The sequence below is a fragment of the Kribbella sp. NPDC050124 genome (genome assembly GCF_044460355.1).
Taxonomy (GTDB): domain Bacteria; phylum Actinomycetota; class Actinomycetes; order Propionibacteriales; family Kribbellaceae; genus Kribbella.
The window spans coordinates 33,383-52,104 of the sequence record NZ_JBITJU010000041.1 but is presented as its reverse complement, the minus strand read 5'-3'; the positions used below and the strand labels follow the sequence as shown (position 1 = coordinate 52,104).

The following is an 18,722-nucleotide window of genomic DNA, read 5'->3' as shown; positions in this document are numbered from 1 at the left end:
AGCCCGCGACGTCGACCGCCGCACCCACCCAACCACCATCCACATCGCGATCAGCCCCTTGCCCCACACGCCAGACGGCTAACCGAATGGCGTTGGGGTTATCCGGCTCTTGTGTTGGATGTGTGGGTGATGTGCGCGCGTCGGGTCAGCGTGCAGCTCGACAGGTAGTGCACCGCGTCACGCCGTACACCCCGCCGACGCCCACGCTCAGGTGCACTACCCAGCCCCGGACACCACCTGTCCAACTGTCCCCTTGCCCACTGCCGGCCCCAAGTGGTGCGACCGTCACCGGAGGGTTGGACAGGCGCCGGAGGGTTGGACAGTTGCCGGGAGTTGGGCAGCTGCCGGGGGCTTGGACAAGAAGCCGTGGGCGGGGACCTGCTATTTCCTGTCCCCACCCACCAGACGGTGTCCAAGCTCCCGCCTTCTCCCCCGGACCGGCCAGCATCCGGACCAGCCGGCCGCCCGGCCAGGATTCACGCGGTGCCAATCCAGCTCACACCCCCTCGGCTCGCGGCTCCAGTTGCGGCTGGTGGGTTGGGTGGTCGCTGGCGGGATGCAGAGCCTGTTGCAGAATCACCGACCGATCGAGCTCAGTGGGGACAGTGCGCCGATCGACCCCGAATTCACTGTCTGAGTGGAGCGCGGACGGCCGATCGGCGAGAATAGTCGCGGCGTGTTGGTGTGGACAGAGAGCCCCAAATCCATTTTGCAACAGGCTCTGCAGCAGGGCAGCGGTGGAACAACCCGCCAGTCAGCGGCTCCAGGACTGCTGGGGCGAGCCCACGAACCCCGCGCGGGGACAGGCGGGACTGCTGCGGTGAGCGCACCAACCCGCACGGGGACAGCAGAACTTCTGCGACCCACACATCCAACGCAAGAGCCGGTATTTCCTGTTCACGGCCACGGCACGGTGCGCACAGCCACCACTTCTTCCCCGGGCAGCCCCGGCAGGCCCGGGCTTGGTGGCGCTGCGGTGGGTGTGGATGGCTGAGGAACCCTCGGCCGATACGGTTCGTCGCATGAGCGTGGCTGTGCGGGCGGTGGGGTTGTGGAAGCGGTACGGCGGTGGCCAGACGCAGGTGGACGCGCTGGCCGACGTGAGTGCCGAGTTCGGCCAGGGCCGGTTCACCGCGATCATGGGCCCGTCGGGCTCCGGGAAGTCGACGCTGCTGCACTGCCTGGCCGGGCTGGACAAGCCGAGCGACGGGCAGGTCCTGATCGGCGACCTGGACATCACCCGGCTGCCCGAGAAGCAGCTGACCCACCTGCGCCGGGACCGGATCGGGTTCGTGTTCCAGGCCTTCAACCTGGTCCCGACCCTGACCGCGCTGGAGAACATCACCCTCCCGCTCGACCTGGCCGGCCGCAAACCCGACCGGGAGTGGCTCGACACCGTGATCGAGACGACCGGCCTGAACGACCGCCTCGGCCACAAGCCGTCCGAGCTCTCCGGCGGGCAGCAGCAGCGGGTCGCCTGTGCCCGTGCCCTGGCCTCCCGGCCGGACGTGGTGTTCGCCGACGAGCCGACCGGCAACCTCGACTCCCGGTCGTCGGCCGACGTACTCGACTTCCTGCATCGCTCCGTCCGCGACTTCGGCCAGACCGTGGTGATGGTCACGCATGACCCGACGGCGGCGTCGTACGCGGACCGGGTGCTCTTCCTCGCCGACGGCCGGCTGCGCTCCGAGCTGCTCGACCCGACCGCCGAGACCGTGCTCGACGCCATGAAGCAGCTCGACTCGACCGCCGCAGCGGCCGGCTGATGCTCAAGCTCGGCCTCCGGTCGGTCCTCGCCCACCGGCTGCGGTTCGTGCTGTGCACTGTCGCGGTGCTGCTCGGCATCTCGTTCACCAGCGGCGCGATGGTCTTCACCGACACCCTCGCGGCCGCGTTGAAGAAGAACTTCTCCGGCAGTACGGCGGCCATCACCGTGACCCCCGTCGACCCGGTCGGCATCCGATCCGGCCGGCCCGCGACGTTCACCTCCGACGTGGTCGAGCAGATCGCCGCCGTACCGGGTGTCGCCGGCGCCGACCCCGAGCTGCTCGTGCGCGACGTGCAGATCCTCGCGCCGGACGGGAAACCCACCGAGACACTCGGACTGCCGACGTACGGCGGAGCCTGGCCGCGGGACTCCCGCACGGCGCCGTTCCGGCTCCTCGAAGGCAAGCCGCCGTGGGGTGAGGCGCAGCTCGCGCTCGACCAGACCACGGCATCGCGCGCGGGCTACGTCATCGGCGACCAGGTCCGCGTCATCACCCCGAACAAGGCGATCACCGCCCAGCTCACGGCGATCACCAGTCCCACAGTCAGCGGCCCGGCGGCCGGCGCACCGCTGGTGACCTTCGACCCGGCGACCGCCCAGAAGCTCCTGCTCGGCAGCCCCGGCTGGACCTCGGTCGGAGTCGCCCTCGACGACGGCGCCGACCCGGAGACCGTCCGGCAGGCGATCGCCAAGGCCCTCGGTGACAGCGTCCAGGTCCGCACGGCGGCGCAGGTCGAGGCCGACGGCGAGAACGCCCTCGACGACACGTTCGGCGGCTACAGCACCGTGCTGATGCTGTTCGCCGGGATCGCGCTGTTCGTCGGTGCGTTCCTGATCGTCAACACGTTCGCGATGCTGGTCGCGCAGCGGTCCCGCGAGCTCGCGATGCTGCGCGCGATCGGCGCGTCCCGCGGCCAGGTCACGGCGACGGTCCTGGCCGAGGCGCTCGCGATCGGCGTGATCGGCTCGACGCTCGGCCTGCTGCTCGGCATCGGGGTGGCGGCCGGCATCCGGTTCCTCTACGACTGGGTCGATCTCGCGATCCCCGAGTCCCCGCTGCAGGTCAGCGCCGCCACGATCATCGCGTGCTACCTGATCGGCATCGGAGTCACGGCTGCTGCCGCGTTCCCGGCGGCGCGACGGGCCGGCAAGCTCCCGCCGATGGCCGCCCTGCGCGACGACGTGGCCCTTCCCGAGCGGTCCATGCTGATCCGGCTGATCATCGGCGGATTCATGCTGCTGATGGCAGTGATCCTGTACCTCATCGGCCTCCAGGCCAGTGGGCTCCCGGGCGCGGTCCTGCTCGGGTTCGCGGCCGCGATCACGCTGCTCGGGATGGTGATGACCAGTCCGCTCGTCAGCCGGTACGCCGTACGCGCTCTGCTGCTGCCGTTCGGACGCCGGGCAGCGGTCACGCTGGGGCGCCGCAACGCCGAGCGCAACCCGCGTCGTACGTCGGCCACCGCGTCCGCGCTGATGATCTCGGTCGCCTTGATCAGCGGACTGATCGTGATCGGGGCGTCGGCCAAGGCATCCATCGAGCGGAGCATCTCCGACGCGATCGGTACGTCGGACCTCGTCGTCAGCTCCGACGACCAGGACTCGTTCAGTCCTGAGGTGGCCGACCGGATCACCAAGGTCGCCGGCGTCGAGTCGGTCCACCGGGTCCGCCGCCAGCAGGCCAAGGTCGGCGACACTCCGGTCCAGGTCAGTGGGGTCAGCGACGGCACGCTGGCCGGCCCGGTCACCGTGAAGCTCGACTCCGGTTCACTCGACGGCCTCGGCAAGGGTCAGGCGCTCCTCCCCCGGACGATGGCCAAAACGCTCGAGCTCTCGGCCGGAAAATCCTTCGAGCTGATCACGACGACCGGCAAACACCGGCTCACCGTCGCCGGCATCCTCGCCCCGAACCGGCAGCTCAACGCGATCGTCCTCGCGCTGCCGACGTACGACGCCATCGGCGGCGCCCCGACCGACGAGACGCTGTACGTCGACCTCGCGCAGGGCTCGACCGCCGCGCATGTCGGCCCGGCCGTCCTCGACGGCTTGAAGGACTACCCGACGATCCGGGTCCGGGACCAGCAGGCGTACGTCGACAGCGCGCGCGGGCTGGTGAACGTCCTGCTCGGCGTGATCGGGATGCTGCTCGGGCTGGCGATCCTGATCGCGATCCTCGGCATCGTGAACACGCTGGCCCTCGGGGTGGTCGAGCGGACCCGCGAGATCGGGCTGCTGCGCGCGATCGGGATGGACCGCCCGCAGCTCAGCGGGATGCTGCGGGTGGAATCGATCGCGATCACGCTGCTCGGCGCATTGCTCGGCCTCGTGGTCGGCGTCGTCTTCGCGGTGTCGGTGCAGAAGGTGATGGTCGACGACGGCCTGAGTGCACTGGACATTCCCGTGCTGCAGTTGGCGATCGCAGTCCTTGCCGCCGGCGTGATCGGCGTACTCGCTGCAGTCTGGCCGTCACGCCGGGCAGCCCGCCTGAATGTCCTGCAGGCAATCGCCGCTGACTGAAGCCATAACCCACAATCACAGTTAACCTGCGAGTGTGCCGGGCACTGTGCAGTCCATCGAGCGGGCTGCCGCTGTGCTGCGACTACTCGCGGCTGCGCCCGACGGGCTCGGGGTCGCCGATCTCGGCAACGCACTCGGTCTCGCGAAGACCACGGTGCACGGGATCCTGCGGACCCTGCACCAGGTCGGGTTCGTCGAGCAGGACCACAGCGGGGCGCACTACCACCTGAGCGACGCCTTCGGCCGGCTCGGCGAGACCTACCTGGACCCGAACGAGCTCCGCAGCCGCGCGATCAACTGGGCCGACTCGCTGGCCGCCCGCAGTGGCGAGGTGGTCCGCGTCGGCCGCCTGGTCGAGGGCAAGGTCGTCGTCGTCCACCACGTCTTCCGCCCCGACGACAGCGACCAGGACCTCGACGTCGGTACGACGCTCCCGCCGCACGCCTGCGCCCTCGGCAAGGCCGTGCTCGCGTTCGACACCAGCGGGGCCGCCCGGCCGCGGAAGCTGGAGGCCTACACCACCCGCACGATCGTGGACCCGGTCCGGCTGGCCGAGGAGCTCGCCGCGGTCCGGGCGAAGGGGTGGGCCAGCGAGTCCGAGGAGTACATCGTGGAGATGGCCAGTATCGCGGCGCCGATCCGGGGACTCGGCGGGCTCGTGGTCGGCGCGGTGGGGATGACCGGCCGGATCGAGCGGATCTGCGACAGCCGGCTGCGACCGCGACCGGATCTGGTCAGCATGGTGCGGGCCACCGCCGAAGCCATCGGCCGTGACCTGCGAGAGGACGGCTGATGGTCCAACGGGGGTGGAGACATGGCTGAGCAGTACGTGGCGGCAGTGGACCAGGGGACGAACTCGTCCCGGTGCATCCTGTTCGACCGGCGCGGACGGCTGGTGTCGGTGGCCCAGCGCGAGCACCGGCAGTTGTTTCCGCGGCCGGGCTGGGTCGAGCACGACGCCACCGAGATCTGGCGGAACGTCACCCGGGTGGTTCCGGCCGCGGTCCGGCAGATCGGCGCGGAGCCGTCCCAGATCGTTGCCATCGGCATCACGAATCAGCGGGAGACCAGCCTGCTCTGGGACCGCCGGACCGGCCGGCCGATCGGGCACGCCGTGGTCTGGCAGGACACCCGGACCGACCGGCTGGTGACCGAACTGGCCGGCGACGAGGGCCCGGACCGGTTCGCGGATCTGTGTGGGCTTCCGCTGACGACGTACTTCTCGGCGCCGCGGATCCGCTGGATGCTCGACCACACCCCCGGTCTGCGGGACCGCGCCGAGCGCGGCGAGGTGCTGTTCGGCACGATGGAGACCTGGCTGATCTGGAATTTCACCGGCGGCGTGAACGGCGGGCTGCACGTCACCGACGTGACGAATGCCAGCCGCACGATGCTGATGAACATCGAGACCCTCCAGTGGGACGACGAGCTCTTGCAAGCGTTCGACGTACCGCGGGCGATCCTGCCGGAGATCCGGCCGTCGTCGGGGGTGTTCGCGACCGCGACCGACGTGCTCCCCGGGGTCCGGATCGGGGCCGCGCTCGGCGACCAGCAGGCCGCGTTGTTCGGGCAGACCTGCTTCAGCGCGGGCGAGGCGAAGTGCACGTACGGCACCGGTTCGTTCCTGCTGCTGCACACCGGTCACGAGATCGTCCGGTCGAAGCACGGCATGCTCACCACGGTCGCATACCGGATCGGTGACGAGCCGGCGTCGTACGCGCTCGAAGGCTCGATGGCGGTGACCGGGTCGCTGGTCCAGTGGTTCCGCGACGGCCTCGGGCTGATCCACACCGCGGCCGAGATCGAGACGCTGGCTCGCACCGTCGACGACAACGGCGGCGCGTACATCGTGCCCGCGTTCTCCGGCCTGTTCGCGCCGCACTGGCGCAGTGAGGCACGCGGCGTGATCGCCGGGCTGACCGGCTACATCACCAAGGGCCACCTGGCCCGGGCGGTACTCGAGGCGACCGGGTTCCAGACGCTCGAGGTGGTCGACGCGATGAACGCCGACTCCGGCATCGAGCTGACCGCGCTCAAGGTCGACGGCGGCATGACGGCGAACAACCTGCTGATGCAGTTCCTCGCCGACCTGCTCGACGTCCGCGTCGTCCGCCCGATGGTCACCGAGACCGTCTCGCTGGGCGCTGCCTACGCCGCCGGTCTCGCGGTCGGCTACTGGCCCGACCTCGAAGGCCTGCGCAGCAACTGGCACCGGGCCGGCCAATGGCTCCCGCACATGGATCCGGCCCGGCGCGCCACCGAGTACGAGAACTGGAAGGCCGCCGTCCAGCGCACCTTCAACTGGATCCGCCCGGAGGACGGACCCGCGCCTTAGGGTGTCCGCATGGGACGACGGCCGACCGTGTACGACGTTGCCGCGCGAGCCGGGGTGTCGACGGCCACGGTCTCGTTCGCGTTCAGCCAGCCGGATCGGGTGAAGCAGTCCACCCGCGAACACGTCCTCGCCACGGCCGCCGAGATCGGCTACGTCCCGAGTGCCAGCGCCCGCGGCCTGGCCACCGGCTCGGCCGGGGCGCTCGGCCTGTACTCCTTCGACTACCAGCTGGACGTCACGCCGACCGAGCCTGACCTCCGCCACTTCCCGATGTACGTCGACGAGGTCCAGCGCGGCGTCCAACTCGAGTGCCGCCGGCGTGGATACGCACTCATGCTCGGCGCCGGTCACAAGGAAGGCCAGTTGCCGGCCGTCATCGACATCGCCGGCCGCGTCGACGGCCTGATCGCGTTCGCCGGGTCGGCGCCGGCCGAGGCGATCATTCAGGCCTCGAAGCGGATCCCGGTCGTCGAGCTCGGCAGCAGCATCGCCGGCGAGGACGTGCACACCGGCCCGGTCGACAACCGCACCGGGATGACCGAGCTCACCAACCACCTCCTGCAGACACACGGCTTCCGCCGGTTCGTCTACCTCGGCACCACCTCGCTGCCCGAGTTCACCGCCCGGTACGACGGTTTCGCCGCCGCGCTGACCGCTGCCGGCCTACCGGTTGCCGAACGCGTCACAAGTCGCCCCGGCGACGAGGCCAGAACTGTCAGTTCGGTCCACGAGCAGCTTGACGACCTTCCTGATGTCTTCGTGTGCTCGACCGATCAGGAGGCACTGGTCGCAATCGACACGTTGGTTGCCGCGGGCATCGACGTACCGTCGCAGGTCGCGGTGACCGGCTTCGACGGCACCCTGGCCGGGCAGTTCGCGACGCCGCGCCTCACCACTGTCCGCCAGCCGATGGAGGACATCGGCCGTACCGCGGTACGCATCCTGTTCGGCCTGCTCACCGACTCCCCCATCGACCCGACCGAACCCCTGCCGGCCCCCTTCATCCTTGGCGTCAGCTGCGGCTGCCCCTAGTCGGTGATCGGTGCTGCGTGGGCTTCTTCGAAGCCTGCGGCGGCCAGGCGGTCGAGGGTCTTCTGCAGGACGGCGGTGTCCTCCAGCGTCCGCACCTCGGTGATCTTGCCCCACTTCATCCGCAGGAACTGGTGGACGACGTTGTGGTAGCGCGTGCCGTCCGCGACACCGACGTCGACCGTGACCGCGGTCGCGACCCGGGTGTCCCACGGCCAGCCCGCGACCAGCACGTCCTGGACGTCGAACCGGGTGTCGGGCAGCAGCCGGAAGCACCGCTCCCACCACCGCCGCAACGCGTCATGAGTGTGCCGTTCGCCGGACAACGCGTGGTCGCCGTAGAACCGGTAGGTGAACGACGGCGCCATCCCCGCCACCATCGCCTCCCAGTTCCCCGCGGTGATCTCCGCGAATGCCTTCCGTACCTGCTGAGCCACGAATCTGTGATACATGACGCCAGCCTACGAACAGTGAGTTCAATGCCACAACTGACTAGGATGGTGACATGCGGAACACCAGCTTCGCCTCGATGCACTGCTCACTCGCCCAGTCGCTGGAGATCATCGGCGACTGGTGGACGCCGCTCGTGCTGCGCGACCTCTACCTCGGGCTCGACCGGTTCGACCAGCTCGTGACCGACCTCGGCATCTCCCGCAACCTGCTCACCGACCGGCTCGGCACGTTGATGGACGGCGGGCTGGTCGCGCGTGCGCCGTACCAGGAGAACCCGGTGCGCTACGCCTACGAGCTGACCGAGGCCGGCCGTGAGCTGGTGCCGATCCTGCTGGCGCTGACCGCCTGGGGCGACCGGCACGCGACCCCGCCGGCGGGTCAGCCGATCCGTTTCACCCACGACACCTGCGGAAAGGTGACGACGGCAACCGTCTGCTGTTCGGAGTGCGGCGAAGCGCTCGATGCCGCCGAGGTCACTCCATCCCCCGGCCCAGGCGGTCGAACTGCCCCGGGGACGGCGCTGATCGCCACCGTCCTCGCACCAACTGGACGCTGATCACGATCGTCCAGATCCAGTAGAGCGCGTACGGGATCAGCCAGATCGAGGTGGTCCAGAACGCTCGGCCGGCCAGGAACCCGACCGCCGCGACCACTGCGACCCAGCCGAGCCAGGCCGGCAATGCGCGCGTCGAGACGATGATCCAGCCCGCGGCGAACAGGAAACTCGCCAGCGCGAGCCAGGCGTTGGCGAAGCCGAGGTTGCCGTCGTCGAACGCCAGCCGGGCCAGCTGCGGATCCAAGCCCTCGTCGACCCGGAACCCCGCCAGGTCCCACCCTGGCCGCATCACCAGGATCACGAAGGCGAGCCCCGACGCGAGGGCAGCGACCGACCGCCACGGTGGGGCGCCCTCGGCGGATCTCAGCACCGCCCAGAAGCCGGCGAAGAACCACAGCAGCGCCAAAGTCGCGAGCAGCCCGAGGAAGGAGCCGATCGGGTACAACGTGTCGTTCCGCGTCTCGAAGAAGCTAAGAATCTCCTGACCCGGCGCGTCGAACGCCGGCTCCCCGCCGCCCGCCTGGACCAGCGCCTGGCTGACGGCCACCAGCACGAAGCCGGCCAGACCGGCGATCCCGGTCGTGACGGACATCGTCCGCCATGCCCCGTTGTCCCCCATGTGTCCTCCCCAGGCTCACCCAGTTCCGAGTAAGCCACGGGGAGGACCGCACCGTCCAGAGGTCAGGCCGGAGACACGATGTCCGGGGCTTCCAGGCGGACCTTGTCGGCGGACTCGTCGTCGGGCTGGTCCTGGGAGTCGCGTTCGGACTGCACCCGGCGGAGGTAGACGGACACCTCGCGCTCGATCGTTGCCTCGTCCCAGCCGAGGATCGGGGCCACCAGCCGGGCCGCGGCCTCGGCGCCACCAACGCCCCGGTCCCAGGCCTCGATGGAGATCCGGGTCCGCCGGGCCAGGATGTCGTCGAGATGGCGGGCACCCTCGGCTTTGGCGCCGTACACGATCTCGGCCTTGAGGTAGTCCTGGGTGCCGGGCAGCGGCTCACCGAGCGCCGGGTCCTCCTCGACGAGGTCGAGCACCTCGTCGATCAGGGCGCCGTACCGGTTGAGCAGGTGCTCGATCCGGGCGACGTGCAGGCCGGACCGCTGCGCGATCAGGTGCCGCTGGTTCCACAGCGCGTGGTAGCCGTCGGCTCCGACCAGCGGGATGTTCTTCGTGGTGCACCTCGGTACCCGCCCGTCGAGCGCGTTCGCGACCGCGTCGATCGCGTCCTTGGCCATCACCCGGTACGTCGTGTACTTGCCGCCGGCAACCACAACCAGGCCCGGCGCCGCGTGCGCGACCACATGCTCGCGAGACAGCTTCGACGTACTCTCCGACTCACCGGCCAGCAGCGGCCGCAGTCCGGCGAACACGCCCTCGACGTCCTCACGGGTCAGCGGCGTGGTCAGCACCGCGTTCACGTGGTCGAGCAGGTACTCGATGTCCTTGCTGGTCGCGGCCGGGTGCGCCTTGTCCAGGTTCCAGTCGGTGTCGGTGGTGCCGATCAGCCAGTGCCGGCCCCACGGAATGATGAACAGCACCGACTTCTCGGTCCGCAGGATCATCCCGCTGCTGGACTGGATCCGGTCCTTCGGCACCACCAGGTGGATCCCCTTCGACGCGCGGACGTGGTACTGACCGCGCTCCCCGACCATCGCCTGGGTGTCGTCCATCCACACCCCGGTCGCGTTCACGACCTGCTTGGCCCGGACCTCGAACTCGCGACCGCTCTCCAGGTCCTTCGCCTGGACGCCGGTGACCCGCTCGCCCTGCCGGAGGAACCCGGTGACCTTCACCCGGTTCGCGACCAGGGCGCCGTACGACGCCGCCGTCCGGGCGAGCTCCATGGTGTGCCGGGCATCGTCGACCTGGGCGTCGTAGTACTGGATCGCGCCGACCAGGGCCGACTTCTTCAGGCTCGGCACCAGTCGCATGGCGCCGCGCCGGGTCAGGTGCCGGTGGATCGGCAGTCCGGCGCCGTGGCCGGAGCTGATCGCCATCCCGTCGTACAGGGCGACGCCGGCGCCGGCGTAGAAGCGCTCCCACCAGCGGTGCTGGAGCGGGTAGAGGAACGGCACCGGCTTCACCAGGTGCGGCGCCAGGCGTTGCAGCAGCAGCCCGCGCTCCTGCAACGCCTCGTGCACCAGCCGGAAGTCGAGCATCTCCAGATAGCGCAGGCCGCCGTGCATCAACTTGCTGGACCTGCTGGAGGTGCCGCTCGCGAAGTCGCGCGCCTCCAGCAGTCCGGTGGTCAGGCCCCGGGTCGCGGCGTCGAGGGCCGAGCCGGTGCCGACCACCCCGCCACCGATCACCAGGACGTCCAGTTCCCGTCCGTCGGCCATCGCGTCGATGGCCTCGGTCCTCGCTTGCGGTGACAGAGCCACTACACCCACTGTGATGTTCCTTCCGATTCCGTGTGGTGCCAGGTCAGTCGACGTCGACCCAGTCGAGGGTGCGCTGGACGGCCTTCTGCCAGCCGGCGTACCCCTTCGTGCGCTGTTCGTCCGACCACTGCGGCTCCCACCGCTTGTCCTCGTTCCAGTTCTGGACGAGTTCGTCCTTGTTCTTCCAGAACCCGACGGCCAGGCCGGCCGCGTACGCCGCGCCGAGCGCGGTGGTCTCCGCGACGACCGGCTTGCTCACCGGTACGCCGAGGATGTCCGCCTGCATCTGCATACACAGCTCGTTGGCGGTGATACCACCGTCCACCTTCAACACGTCCAGCGTGACCCCGGAGTCCTTTTCCATGGCGTCGGAGACGTCCTTGCTCTGGTAGCAGATCGCTTCCAGTGTTGCTCGGGCCAGGTGAGCGTTGGTGTTGAATCGCGACAGCCCGACGATCGCGCCGCGGGCGTCGGAGCGCCAGTACGGCGCGAACAGGCCGGAGAACGCGGGCACGAAGTACACTCCGCCGTTGTCCTCGACCTGCCGGGCCAAGGTCTCGGTCTCGGCCGCTCCGGAGATGATGCCGAGCTGGTCCCGCAGCCACTGGACCGCGGAGCCCGTCACCGCGATCGACCCCTCCAGCGCGTACACCGGGGCCTCGTCGCCGAACTTGTAGCACAACGTGGTGAGCAGACCCGCCTTGGAGCGGACCAGCTCGGTGCCGGTGTTCAGCAGCATGAAGTTGCCGGTGCCGTAGGTGTTCTTCGCCTCGCCGGGGTTGAAGCAGACCTGCCCGACGGTCGCCGCCTGCTGGTCGCCCAGGTCTCCGGTCAGCGGGATCACTCCGCCCAGCGGGCCGTTCGCCAGCGTCTCGCCGTACATGTTCGGGTCCGACGACGGGCGGATCTCCGGCAGCATCTGCCGCGGGATGTTGAAGAACGAGATCAGCTCGTCGTCCCAGTCGAGCGTCTCCAGGTTCATCAGCATCGTCCGGCTGGCGTTCGTCACGTCGGTGATGTGGACGCCGCCGTCGGTGCCGCCGGTGAGGTTCCACAGCACCCAGGTGTCGGTGTTGCCGAAGACCGCGTCACCTGCCTCGGCCGCTTCCCGGACGCCGTCGACGTTCTCCAGGATCCACTGGATCTTGCCGCCGGAGAAGTACGTCGCCGGCGGGAGCCCCGCCTTCTGCCGGATCACGTCGCCCTTGCCCTCGCGCTCCAGCGCGGAGGCAATCCGGTCGGTCCGGGTGTCCTGCCAGACGATCGCGTTGTAGTACGGCCGCCCGGTCCTGCGGTTCCAGACCACCGTGGTCTCGCGCTGGTTGGTGATCCCGACCGCCGCCAGGTCGCTGGCCTGCAGCCCCTTCGCGTTCATCGCGGTCCGGATCACCGAACTGGTCCGCTCCCAGATCTCGACCGGGTTGTGCTCGACCCAGCCGGCCTGCGGCAGGATCTGCTCGTGCTCCAGCTGGTGGATGCCCACCTCGTTGCCGGAGTGGTCGAAGATCATGAAGCGGGTGCTCGTGGTGCCCTGGTCGACGGCACCGACGAAGTCAGCCATGGAAAGTCCTCTCCTCACACTGCTCTGTGCTGCGCTGGATCATGCCGTCTTCTCCTCCTCGGGGATCCGGCCCGGTTCCTCGTCCTCCTCGCCGACCGGCAGATGGCGGCCGATGAGCAGGTCGTACAGGAGCGCGCCGACCAAGGCGCCGAGGATCGGTCCGACGATCGGCACCCAGAAGTACGGATCACCGAACTGGTCCTTGAACGCTCCCCCGTAGCCGGTCAGGTAGGAGGCCAGCCGCGGCCCGAAGTCACGCGCCGGGTTGATCGCGTAGCCCGCCAGGGTGCCCCACGCCATCCCGATGCCGACGACCAGCAGGCCGATGATGAACGGGCCGAGGTTCGCCGCGGGGGCGGTGTTGCGCAGGTCGACGATCGCCAGGATGACCATCATCAGAATCGCCGTACCGATGATCTGGTCGAGGAAGCCGCCCCACATCCCGACTCCGAGCTCCACGCTGCCGTTGCCCGGCAGGGTGGAGAACACGCCCTGGCTCTTGATGGTCAGGCCGGGGTCGAACTTGTCCAGCACCTTGTCGTAGTTCCAGCGGACCACCAGAGCCGCCGCGAACGCGCCGAGGAACTGGGCGCCGATGTACGGCAGCACCTTGCGCCAGGGGAACCCACGGAACGTCGCGAGCGCGATCGTCACCGCCGGATTGATGTGGCCGCCGCTCAGCCGGGCTGAGACATACACGCCCATGATCACGCCGATACCCCAGGCCCAGGAGATCGAATCGTGATCCCCGATTCCCCCGGCCACCACTTGGGCGACCACCCCGACACCGAACAGGATCAGGATGAACGTCCCCGCGAACTCCGCGGAGCACTCTCCCAGAAGGGTTCTTGCTTTGACCGTTTCAGTCGTAGCCATGCCGAACCTCCCTTCCACGCCGTGACGACCACGGCTGGCTGGAATCTAGGAGCGATCGTGAGGCGGCACAACGCCCGTCGTTCGACATTGTCGAACGCGGCCGTCCGCGCGCGCAGCTGCGACACCCACAGGTACGACTTTGGGCGTACGGCGGGCTCCAGCGGGGTGTGCTCGGGAGGGACGACCGGGCCCCAGCCGGCTTCTTAGCGTCGGGGCATGATCCAGACAAACGCACTGACCAAGCGGTACGGCGGCCGGACCGTCGTCGACGACCTGGCCCTGACGATCCGGCCCGGCCGGGTGACCGGGTTCCTCGGACCGAACGGGGCCGGCAAGACCACCACGATGAGGATCGTCATCGGCCTGGCCCACCCGACCAGCGGGACGGCCACGATCGACGGGCGCCGGTACGCCGACCTGCCGGATCCGCTCCGCCGCGTCGGCGCCGTGCTGGAGGCGACGCCGGTTCAACGCGGACGTACGGCGTACCGGCATCTGCTCGCACTCGCGCAGACGCACGGCATCGGCGCGGCCCGGGTCGAGGAGGTCTTGGGGCTGGTCGGGCTGAGTACGGCGGCCGGTCGCCGGGCGGCCGACTTCTCCCTCGGGATGCGACAGCGGCTCGGCATCGCGGCCGCGCTGCTCGGCGACCCGGCGACGCTGATCCTGGACGAGCCGACGAACGGGCTCGACCCGGCCGGGGTGCACTGGCTGCGGAATCTGCTGCGCTCCTTCGCGGCCGAGGGACGGACAGTGCTCGTGTCGTCACATCTGATCAGCGAGATGGCGTTGACCGCCGACCAACTGGTGCTGATCGGCCGGGGCCGACTGCTGGCCGACGTACCTGTGGATCAGTTGGCCAGTCCTGGTGAGTCGCTGGAGGACGCTTACCTCCGGTTGACCGGCGAGGCCGTCGAGTACGCCGGGGGTGCGCTGTGAAGGTGTTGCGCTCGGAGTGGACGAAGCTCACGTCGTTGCGGTCGAACTGGCTGGTGCTCGCCGGTGTGCCGGTCGCCTTCACCGGACTGTCTGCCCTGATCGGTGCCAACAGCCGCGGACCGGTCGACCCTACGCTCGCGGTCGGTGGCGGGTTCCTGCTTTATGCGCTGGCCGTCGGCGTACTCGGGGCGCTCATGATGACGGGTGAGCATCAGTCAGGCTTGATCCGGTCGACGCTGGCGGCCGTACCGCGGCGCCTGCCGGTCCTGTGGGCCAAGGCTGCGCTCCTTGTCATCGCGGTGGGTCCGATCCTCGTTGCCGCGTACTTCGGTGCCTTCCTGGCCAACCAGGCCTTCGTCGACGACCCACTCTCGCTGTCCGATCCAGGGATCCTGCGGTCGCTGTTCGGCGCAGCGGGCGCCACGATCGCGGCCGGGCTGATCGGACTCGCGCTCGGCACGATCCTGCGCAGCACGCCGGCGTCGATCGCGGCGTACGTCGTCGGTCTCGTCGTCCTGCCGCCCGTGTTGTTCGGTGCGCTACCGGCGGACGCACAGGACACTGTGCTGCCGTACTTCCCCACTCTGGCGCTGCAGGGCATGTTCCAAGTCGGGGAGCCGGGCGAGGCGATGTTCGGACCGGGTGTCTCCGGGTTGGTGGTCCTCGGGTGGGTCATTCTGATGCTGGCGGGGGCTACCGTCGTACTGGGGCGCCGGGACGTCTGAAGGTCGGGTGATCACGATGCGCCGGTCGGCACTGCTGCAGGACGTCTTCCTAGCGGTCGTCGTCGCGGGGATCGCGCTGCCGTCGACGCTGGGCGGTGCGGACGCGGTCGGTGTGCTCGGCTCCGGGTCCGGAGTGGTCGGGTGGGGATGGCTGCTGTACGTCGCCGTCCACGTGCCGCTGGTGTGGCGTCGCCGTACCCCTGTGGTGGTGTTCTGGGCGGTACTCGCGCTCGTCGGGCTGTGCGTGCCCACGGGGGTGACCGGGGTCTTCCTGATCTTCGCGCCGTTGTTCGCGCTCTACACGTTGGCGCGGCACGCGAACTGGCCGGCCGTCTGGCCCGGGGTGGTGGTCAGCGTGGTTGCGCTAGTCGGTGCAGGGTTGGCCAGCGGCGCGTCGTGGGAGACGTTGACCGGCATCGGCGCCGTCCTCGCGGTCGGGTGTCTGCTCGGTGTCGCCTGGCGGCTGCGGGTCGCCGCGGCGGCCGAACGAGCCCGGCATCTCGACACTCAGGCTCGGATGGCGGTCGCGGCCGAGCGGGGTCAGTTGGCGCGTGAGGTGCATGACGTGGTCGCCCACAATTTGGCCGTCATGGTCGCACTCGCCGACGGGGCGGCGGCGACGGTTGCCAGTGATCCTCGGCAGGCGGGCACGCTGATCGAGCAGACGGCGGCGACCGGGCGGTCGGCGTTGGCGGAGATGCGGCGGTTGGTCGCCGTACTGCGTGCTGAGGACGGCGCGCCGGAGCGGGCCGGGCTCGACTCGGTGCCTGCGCTCGTCGACCAGGTGCGGGAGGCCGGGTTGCAGGTCGAGCTCAGTACGTCGGGGCGCCTCGACGTACCGTCGGACGTCGGTTTCGTTGCCTACCGCATCGTCCAGGAAGCCCTCACGAACACCCTCAAGCATGCCGGGCGTACGGCGTCCGCGGACGTGCAGCTCGTGCACTCCGGCAGCAGCCTCACCATCGCCGTCACCGACACCGGCGGGCGGCCGGCCGGCAACCCGGCCGACGGCGCCACGACTCGAGGGCACGGCCTGGCGGGGCTGACTGAGCGGGTTGCGGCTCAGGGTGGGACGTTCGCGGCCGGCGCGACTGCCGAGGGCTGGCGGGTCGAGGCGGCGCTGCCGTTGGGAGACCGCGCGTGATCCGGGTGCTGCTGGCCGACGACCAATCGCTGCTGCGGTTGGGGTTCCGGGCGTTTCTCGGACAGGAGCCGGACCTCGAGATCGTCGGCGAAGCCGGCACCGGGAAGGAGGCGGTGTCGATGACGAGCGCGCTGCGGCCGGACGTCGTACTGATGGACGTCCGGATGCCCGTCCTCGACGGGATCGAGGCGACCCGGCAGATCATTGCGGGCGGCTCCGAGACACGGGTCCTGGTGCTGACCACGTTCGACCTCGACGAGTACGTGTACGCCGCCCTCCGCGCCGGCGCGTCCGGCTTCCTCCTCAAGGACGCCCTCCCCGCCGACCTGATCGCCGGCATCCGCACGGTTGCCGCCGGCAACGCCGCCGTAGCCCCCACGGTCACCCGCCGCCTGATCGAGCGCTTCACCCCACACCTCCCCCACCCCACCCGCACCGACCCGCTCGCCACCCTCACCACCCGCGAACGCGAAGTCCTCCTCCAGGTAGCCCGCGGCCACTCCAACCACGAGATCGCCACCCACCTGCACCTCACCGAATCCACCGTCAAGGTCCACGTCAGCCGCATCCTCACCAAACTCACCCTCCGCGACCGAGCCCAACTAATAGTCCACGCCTACGAACACGGCATCATCCACCCCGGACAGACCTGACCCGGGATCCAACCGTTTGAGATGGCCGCAGCGTCAGGGTGGGTGACAGGGACCGCCCGGCGAGGGGGAGTTGATGGGCGAGCGAGAGGGCTCGGCGGAGTTTGCCGCGTTTGCCGCTGGCCGGCATGGTGCGCTCTACCGGTTTGCCTATTTGCTCGTCGGGGAGCGGGGACTGGCTGAGGATCTGGTGCAGGAGGCGTTGATCAAGACGTATGTCCGGTGGGCGCGGTTGCGGGACGCGGGGAACGCCGAGGCGTACACGCGGAAGGCGATCACGACGACTGCGATCGGGTGGTGGCGGCGGAAGGCTTGGCGGGCGGAGCAGCCGCGGGACGATGTGCCGGATCGGCCGGTCGAGGGGGACGACGCCACGGCGCGGGTCTGGTTGTGGCACGAGTTGCTGCGGTTGCCGCCGCGGCAGCGGGCGGCGTTGGCGTTGCGGTACTACGAGGATCTGACCGAGGTGCAGACCGCTGAGGTTCTCGGGTGTTCCGTCGGGACGGTGAAGAGCCAGGTGTCCGCCGCGTTGACGAAGTTGCGGGCGCAGCTGGGCGGGGACGCCGTACTCATCATGGAGAAGGCGGGGATGACGGAGTGACCGATCTGCTGCGGGACATGCTGGCCGAGCGGGCGGACGTCGAGCCGCCGGCGCTCGACCTGGAGGGGATCGTCGCGACCGGGGATCGTCGGCTGCGCCGTCGCCGGGTCGCCTCGGTGGCCGGGGCCGCCCTGGTCACGCTGGCCGTCGTCGCGGGCGGCATCACCGGCGTTCGCATGGTCAGCGGGCTGGACGACCCGCCGGTCGCCACGTTCACCGAGCGCCGGGCGACGTACGCGGTCGGCTCCGAGATCCACTACGGCGCCGACGTCATCTCCGTGGCGCCGTACAAGGTCAGCGCCTTCGTCCAGGTCGACTCGGGGTTCGTGTTCACCACCGAGGAGGGCGGTGTCTTCGTCGTGAACAGGGACGGTGTCGACCGGATCGAGCCCGACAACACCACCGACCGGCTGACCGCCGACCACCGCGGCAACCTGGTCGGCTGGGTCGAGCTGCACAACGACGACGCCGACTCGGTCGTGTACGACGTCGCCGCCGGCCGCGAGCTGGTCCGTACGGCGATCGGCAACGACATCCCGCTCGGCGGCTCGATCGCGGTCGGCCCCCGGGTCGTCGCGATCGACGGCGACACCGCGTACTTCGGCACCCTCGACGGCCTCTACCGCTGGGATCTCAGAACCGACAAGGGTGTACGCATAGCCGACGTGCCGCCGAACGCGGTTCGTGCCGTCGTCAACGGCCAGATGGTCTTCCAGCAGCCGTTGATCCAGCCCGGCACGGGCATCGGCCTGAGGATCGGCACCACGCTCGAGGATTCCGGCGGCCCGAGGTTCAGCGGCCAGCAGGCGTTCCTCTCCCCCGCCGCCGAGTCCCTCGTGACCCAACCGGACGACGCCCAAATGAGCATCGAGCCCGGCTGGTCCGGCCTCCAGGCCTACGACGTCGCGACCGGGAAGCAGATGATGCCGCCGTACGCCTACTCCTCCATGGTCTTCGGTCAGTGGCTCGACGACGACACCTTCACCGCGGTCGGCAAGGTCCGCAACTCCCGGACCTACCAGGCGGATCTCCTCAGCTGCTCAGCCCAGATCTCCGCCTGCGAGGTCGTCGCGGCGAACGTCTCCACCTTCACCTTCAGCACGACACCACCCCGCACCACCCCCTTCGCCCTCCCGACCGGCAGCCGGATCATCGACCGCTACAGCTAGGGTTTCTGCGGGAG

17 protein-coding genes are annotated in these 18,722 nt (G+C 69.6%); 12 read left to right on the top strand and 5 right to left on the bottom strand.

Translation table 11 applies throughout. The features are described from left to right. Positions 1 to 1,022: 1,022 nt before the first annotated feature. The 5 genes from ACIBL3_RS45055 to ACIBL3_RS45035 are packed head-to-tail and all read left to right on the top strand — an operon-like array spanning position 1,023 to position 7,652. Complete coding sequence (locus tag ACIBL3_RS45055) at positions 1,023 to 1,766, top strand: ABC transporter ATP-binding protein (protein ID WP_396360185.1); 744 nt, start codon at positions 1,023 to 1,025, stop codon at positions 1,764 to 1,766. After that, complete coding sequence (locus ACIBL3_RS45050; RefSeq protein ID WP_396360184.1) at positions 1,766 to 4,285, top strand: ABC transporter permease; 2,520 nt, start codon at positions 1,766 to 1,768, stop codon at positions 4,283 to 4,285. The genes ACIBL3_RS45055 and ACIBL3_RS45050 overlap by 1 nt, the downstream gene beginning before the upstream one ends. Before the next feature lie 34 nt (positions 4,286 to 4,319). After that, positions 4,320 to 5,078, top strand: coding sequence for an IclR family transcriptional regulator (locus ACIBL3_RS45045; RefSeq protein WP_396360183.1), 759 nt, complete (start codon positions 4,320 to 4,322; stop codon positions 5,076 to 5,078). 21 nt (positions 5,079 to 5,099) lie between these two features. Further along, positions 5,100 to 6,620: a glycerol kinase GlpK gene (gene glpK, locus ACIBL3_RS45040; RefSeq protein WP_396360182.1), complete on the top strand. Its 1,521-nt coding sequence runs from the start codon at positions 5,100 to 5,102 to the stop codon at positions 6,618 to 6,620. A gap of 9 nt (positions 6,621 to 6,629) precedes the next feature. After that, positions 6,630 to 7,652 carry a LacI family DNA-binding transcriptional regulator gene (locus ACIBL3_RS45035; RefSeq protein WP_396360181.1) on the top strand — a complete coding sequence of 341 codons (1,023 nt, stop codon included), beginning with the start codon at positions 6,630 to 6,632 and terminating at the stop codon, positions 7,650 to 7,652. On the opposite strand, the gene ACIBL3_RS45030 is transcribed toward ACIBL3_RS45035, so the two are convergent. Further along, positions 7,649 to 8,101 (bottom strand): nuclear transport factor 2 family protein, encoded by a 453-nt coding sequence (locus tag ACIBL3_RS45030; protein WP_396360180.1) that lies wholly within the window; start codon positions 8,099 to 8,101, stop codon positions 7,649 to 7,651. The two genes, ACIBL3_RS45035 and ACIBL3_RS45030, sit on opposite strands and share 4 nt — an antisense overlap. Before the next feature lie 53 nt (positions 8,102 to 8,154). Here ACIBL3_RS45030 and ACIBL3_RS45025 point away from each other — a divergent pair, with 53 nt between their 5' ends. Next, positions 8,155 to 8,658 (top strand): winged helix-turn-helix transcriptional regulator, encoded by a 504-nt coding sequence (locus ACIBL3_RS45025; protein WP_396360179.1) that lies wholly within the window; start codon positions 8,155 to 8,157, stop codon positions 8,656 to 8,658. Here the strand turns inward: ACIBL3_RS45025 and ACIBL3_RS45020 are convergent. The 4 genes from ACIBL3_RS45020 to ACIBL3_RS45005 all read right to left on the bottom strand — a co-directional run bounded on the left by ACIBL3_RS45020 (position 8,576) and on the right by ACIBL3_RS45005 (position 13,480). Continuing rightward, entirely contained in the window at positions 8,576 to 9,277 is a 702-nt protein-coding gene (locus ACIBL3_RS45020) for a hypothetical protein (RefSeq protein ID WP_396360178.1), read from the bottom strand. The two genes, ACIBL3_RS45025 and ACIBL3_RS45020, sit on opposite strands and share 83 nt — an antisense overlap. Before the next feature lie 62 nt (positions 9,278 to 9,339). After that, positions 9,340 to 11,052 (bottom strand): glycerol-3-phosphate dehydrogenase/oxidase, encoded by a 1,713-nt coding sequence (locus tag ACIBL3_RS45015; protein WP_396360177.1) that lies wholly within the window; start codon positions 11,050 to 11,052, stop codon positions 9,340 to 9,342. 34 nt (positions 11,053 to 11,086) lie between these two features. Beyond that, positions 11,087 to 12,604: a glycerol kinase GlpK gene (glpK, locus tag ACIBL3_RS45010; RefSeq protein WP_396360176.1), complete on the bottom strand. Its 1,518-nt coding sequence runs from the start codon at positions 12,602 to 12,604 to the stop codon at positions 11,087 to 11,089. A gap of 39 nt (positions 12,605 to 12,643) precedes the next feature. Beyond that, positions 12,644 to 13,480, bottom strand: coding sequence for an MIP/aquaporin family protein (locus ACIBL3_RS45005; protein ID WP_396360175.1), 837 nt, complete (start codon positions 13,478 to 13,480; stop codon positions 12,644 to 12,646). A gap of 216 nt (positions 13,481 to 13,696) precedes the next feature. On the opposite strand from ACIBL3_RS45005, the gene ACIBL3_RS45000 reads away from it, so the two are divergent. From ACIBL3_RS45000 to ACIBL3_RS44975, 6 genes are all read left to right on the top strand, one after another. Beyond that, positions 13,697 to 14,419, top strand: coding sequence for an ABC transporter ATP-binding protein (locus tag ACIBL3_RS45000; RefSeq protein WP_396360174.1), 723 nt, complete (start codon positions 13,697 to 13,699; stop codon positions 14,417 to 14,419). Continuing rightward, complete coding sequence (locus ACIBL3_RS44995) at positions 14,416 to 15,144, top strand: hypothetical protein (RefSeq protein WP_396360173.1); 729 nt, start codon at positions 14,416 to 14,418, stop codon at positions 15,142 to 15,144. Before ACIBL3_RS45000 ends, ACIBL3_RS44995 begins: the two co-directional genes overlap by 4 nt. 16 nt (positions 15,145 to 15,160) lie before the next feature. After that, on the top strand, positions 15,161 to 16,288 hold the full coding sequence (locus tag ACIBL3_RS44990; protein ID WP_396360172.1) for a sensor histidine kinase: 1,128 nt from the start codon (positions 15,161 to 15,163) through the stop codon (positions 16,286 to 16,288). Next, positions 16,285 to 16,941 carry a response regulator gene (locus tag ACIBL3_RS44985; protein ID WP_396360171.1) on the top strand — a complete coding sequence of 219 codons (657 nt, stop codon included), beginning with the start codon at positions 16,285 to 16,287 and terminating at the stop codon, positions 16,939 to 16,941. Before ACIBL3_RS44990 ends, ACIBL3_RS44985 begins: the two co-directional genes overlap by 4 nt. 73 nt (positions 16,942 to 17,014) lie before the next feature. Next, complete coding sequence (locus ACIBL3_RS44980) at positions 17,015 to 17,539, top strand: SigE family RNA polymerase sigma factor (protein ID WP_396360170.1); 525 nt, start codon at positions 17,015 to 17,017, stop codon at positions 17,537 to 17,539. After that, the gene (locus ACIBL3_RS44975) at positions 17,536 to 18,708 is read left to right on the top strand and encodes a hypothetical protein (RefSeq protein WP_396360169.1); all 1,173 of its coding nucleotides are present in this window, start codon (positions 17,536 to 17,538) and stop codon (positions 18,706 to 18,708) included. The genes ACIBL3_RS44980 and ACIBL3_RS44975 overlap by 4 nt, the downstream gene beginning before the upstream one ends. Positions 18,709 to 18,722 lie beyond the last annotated feature (14 nt).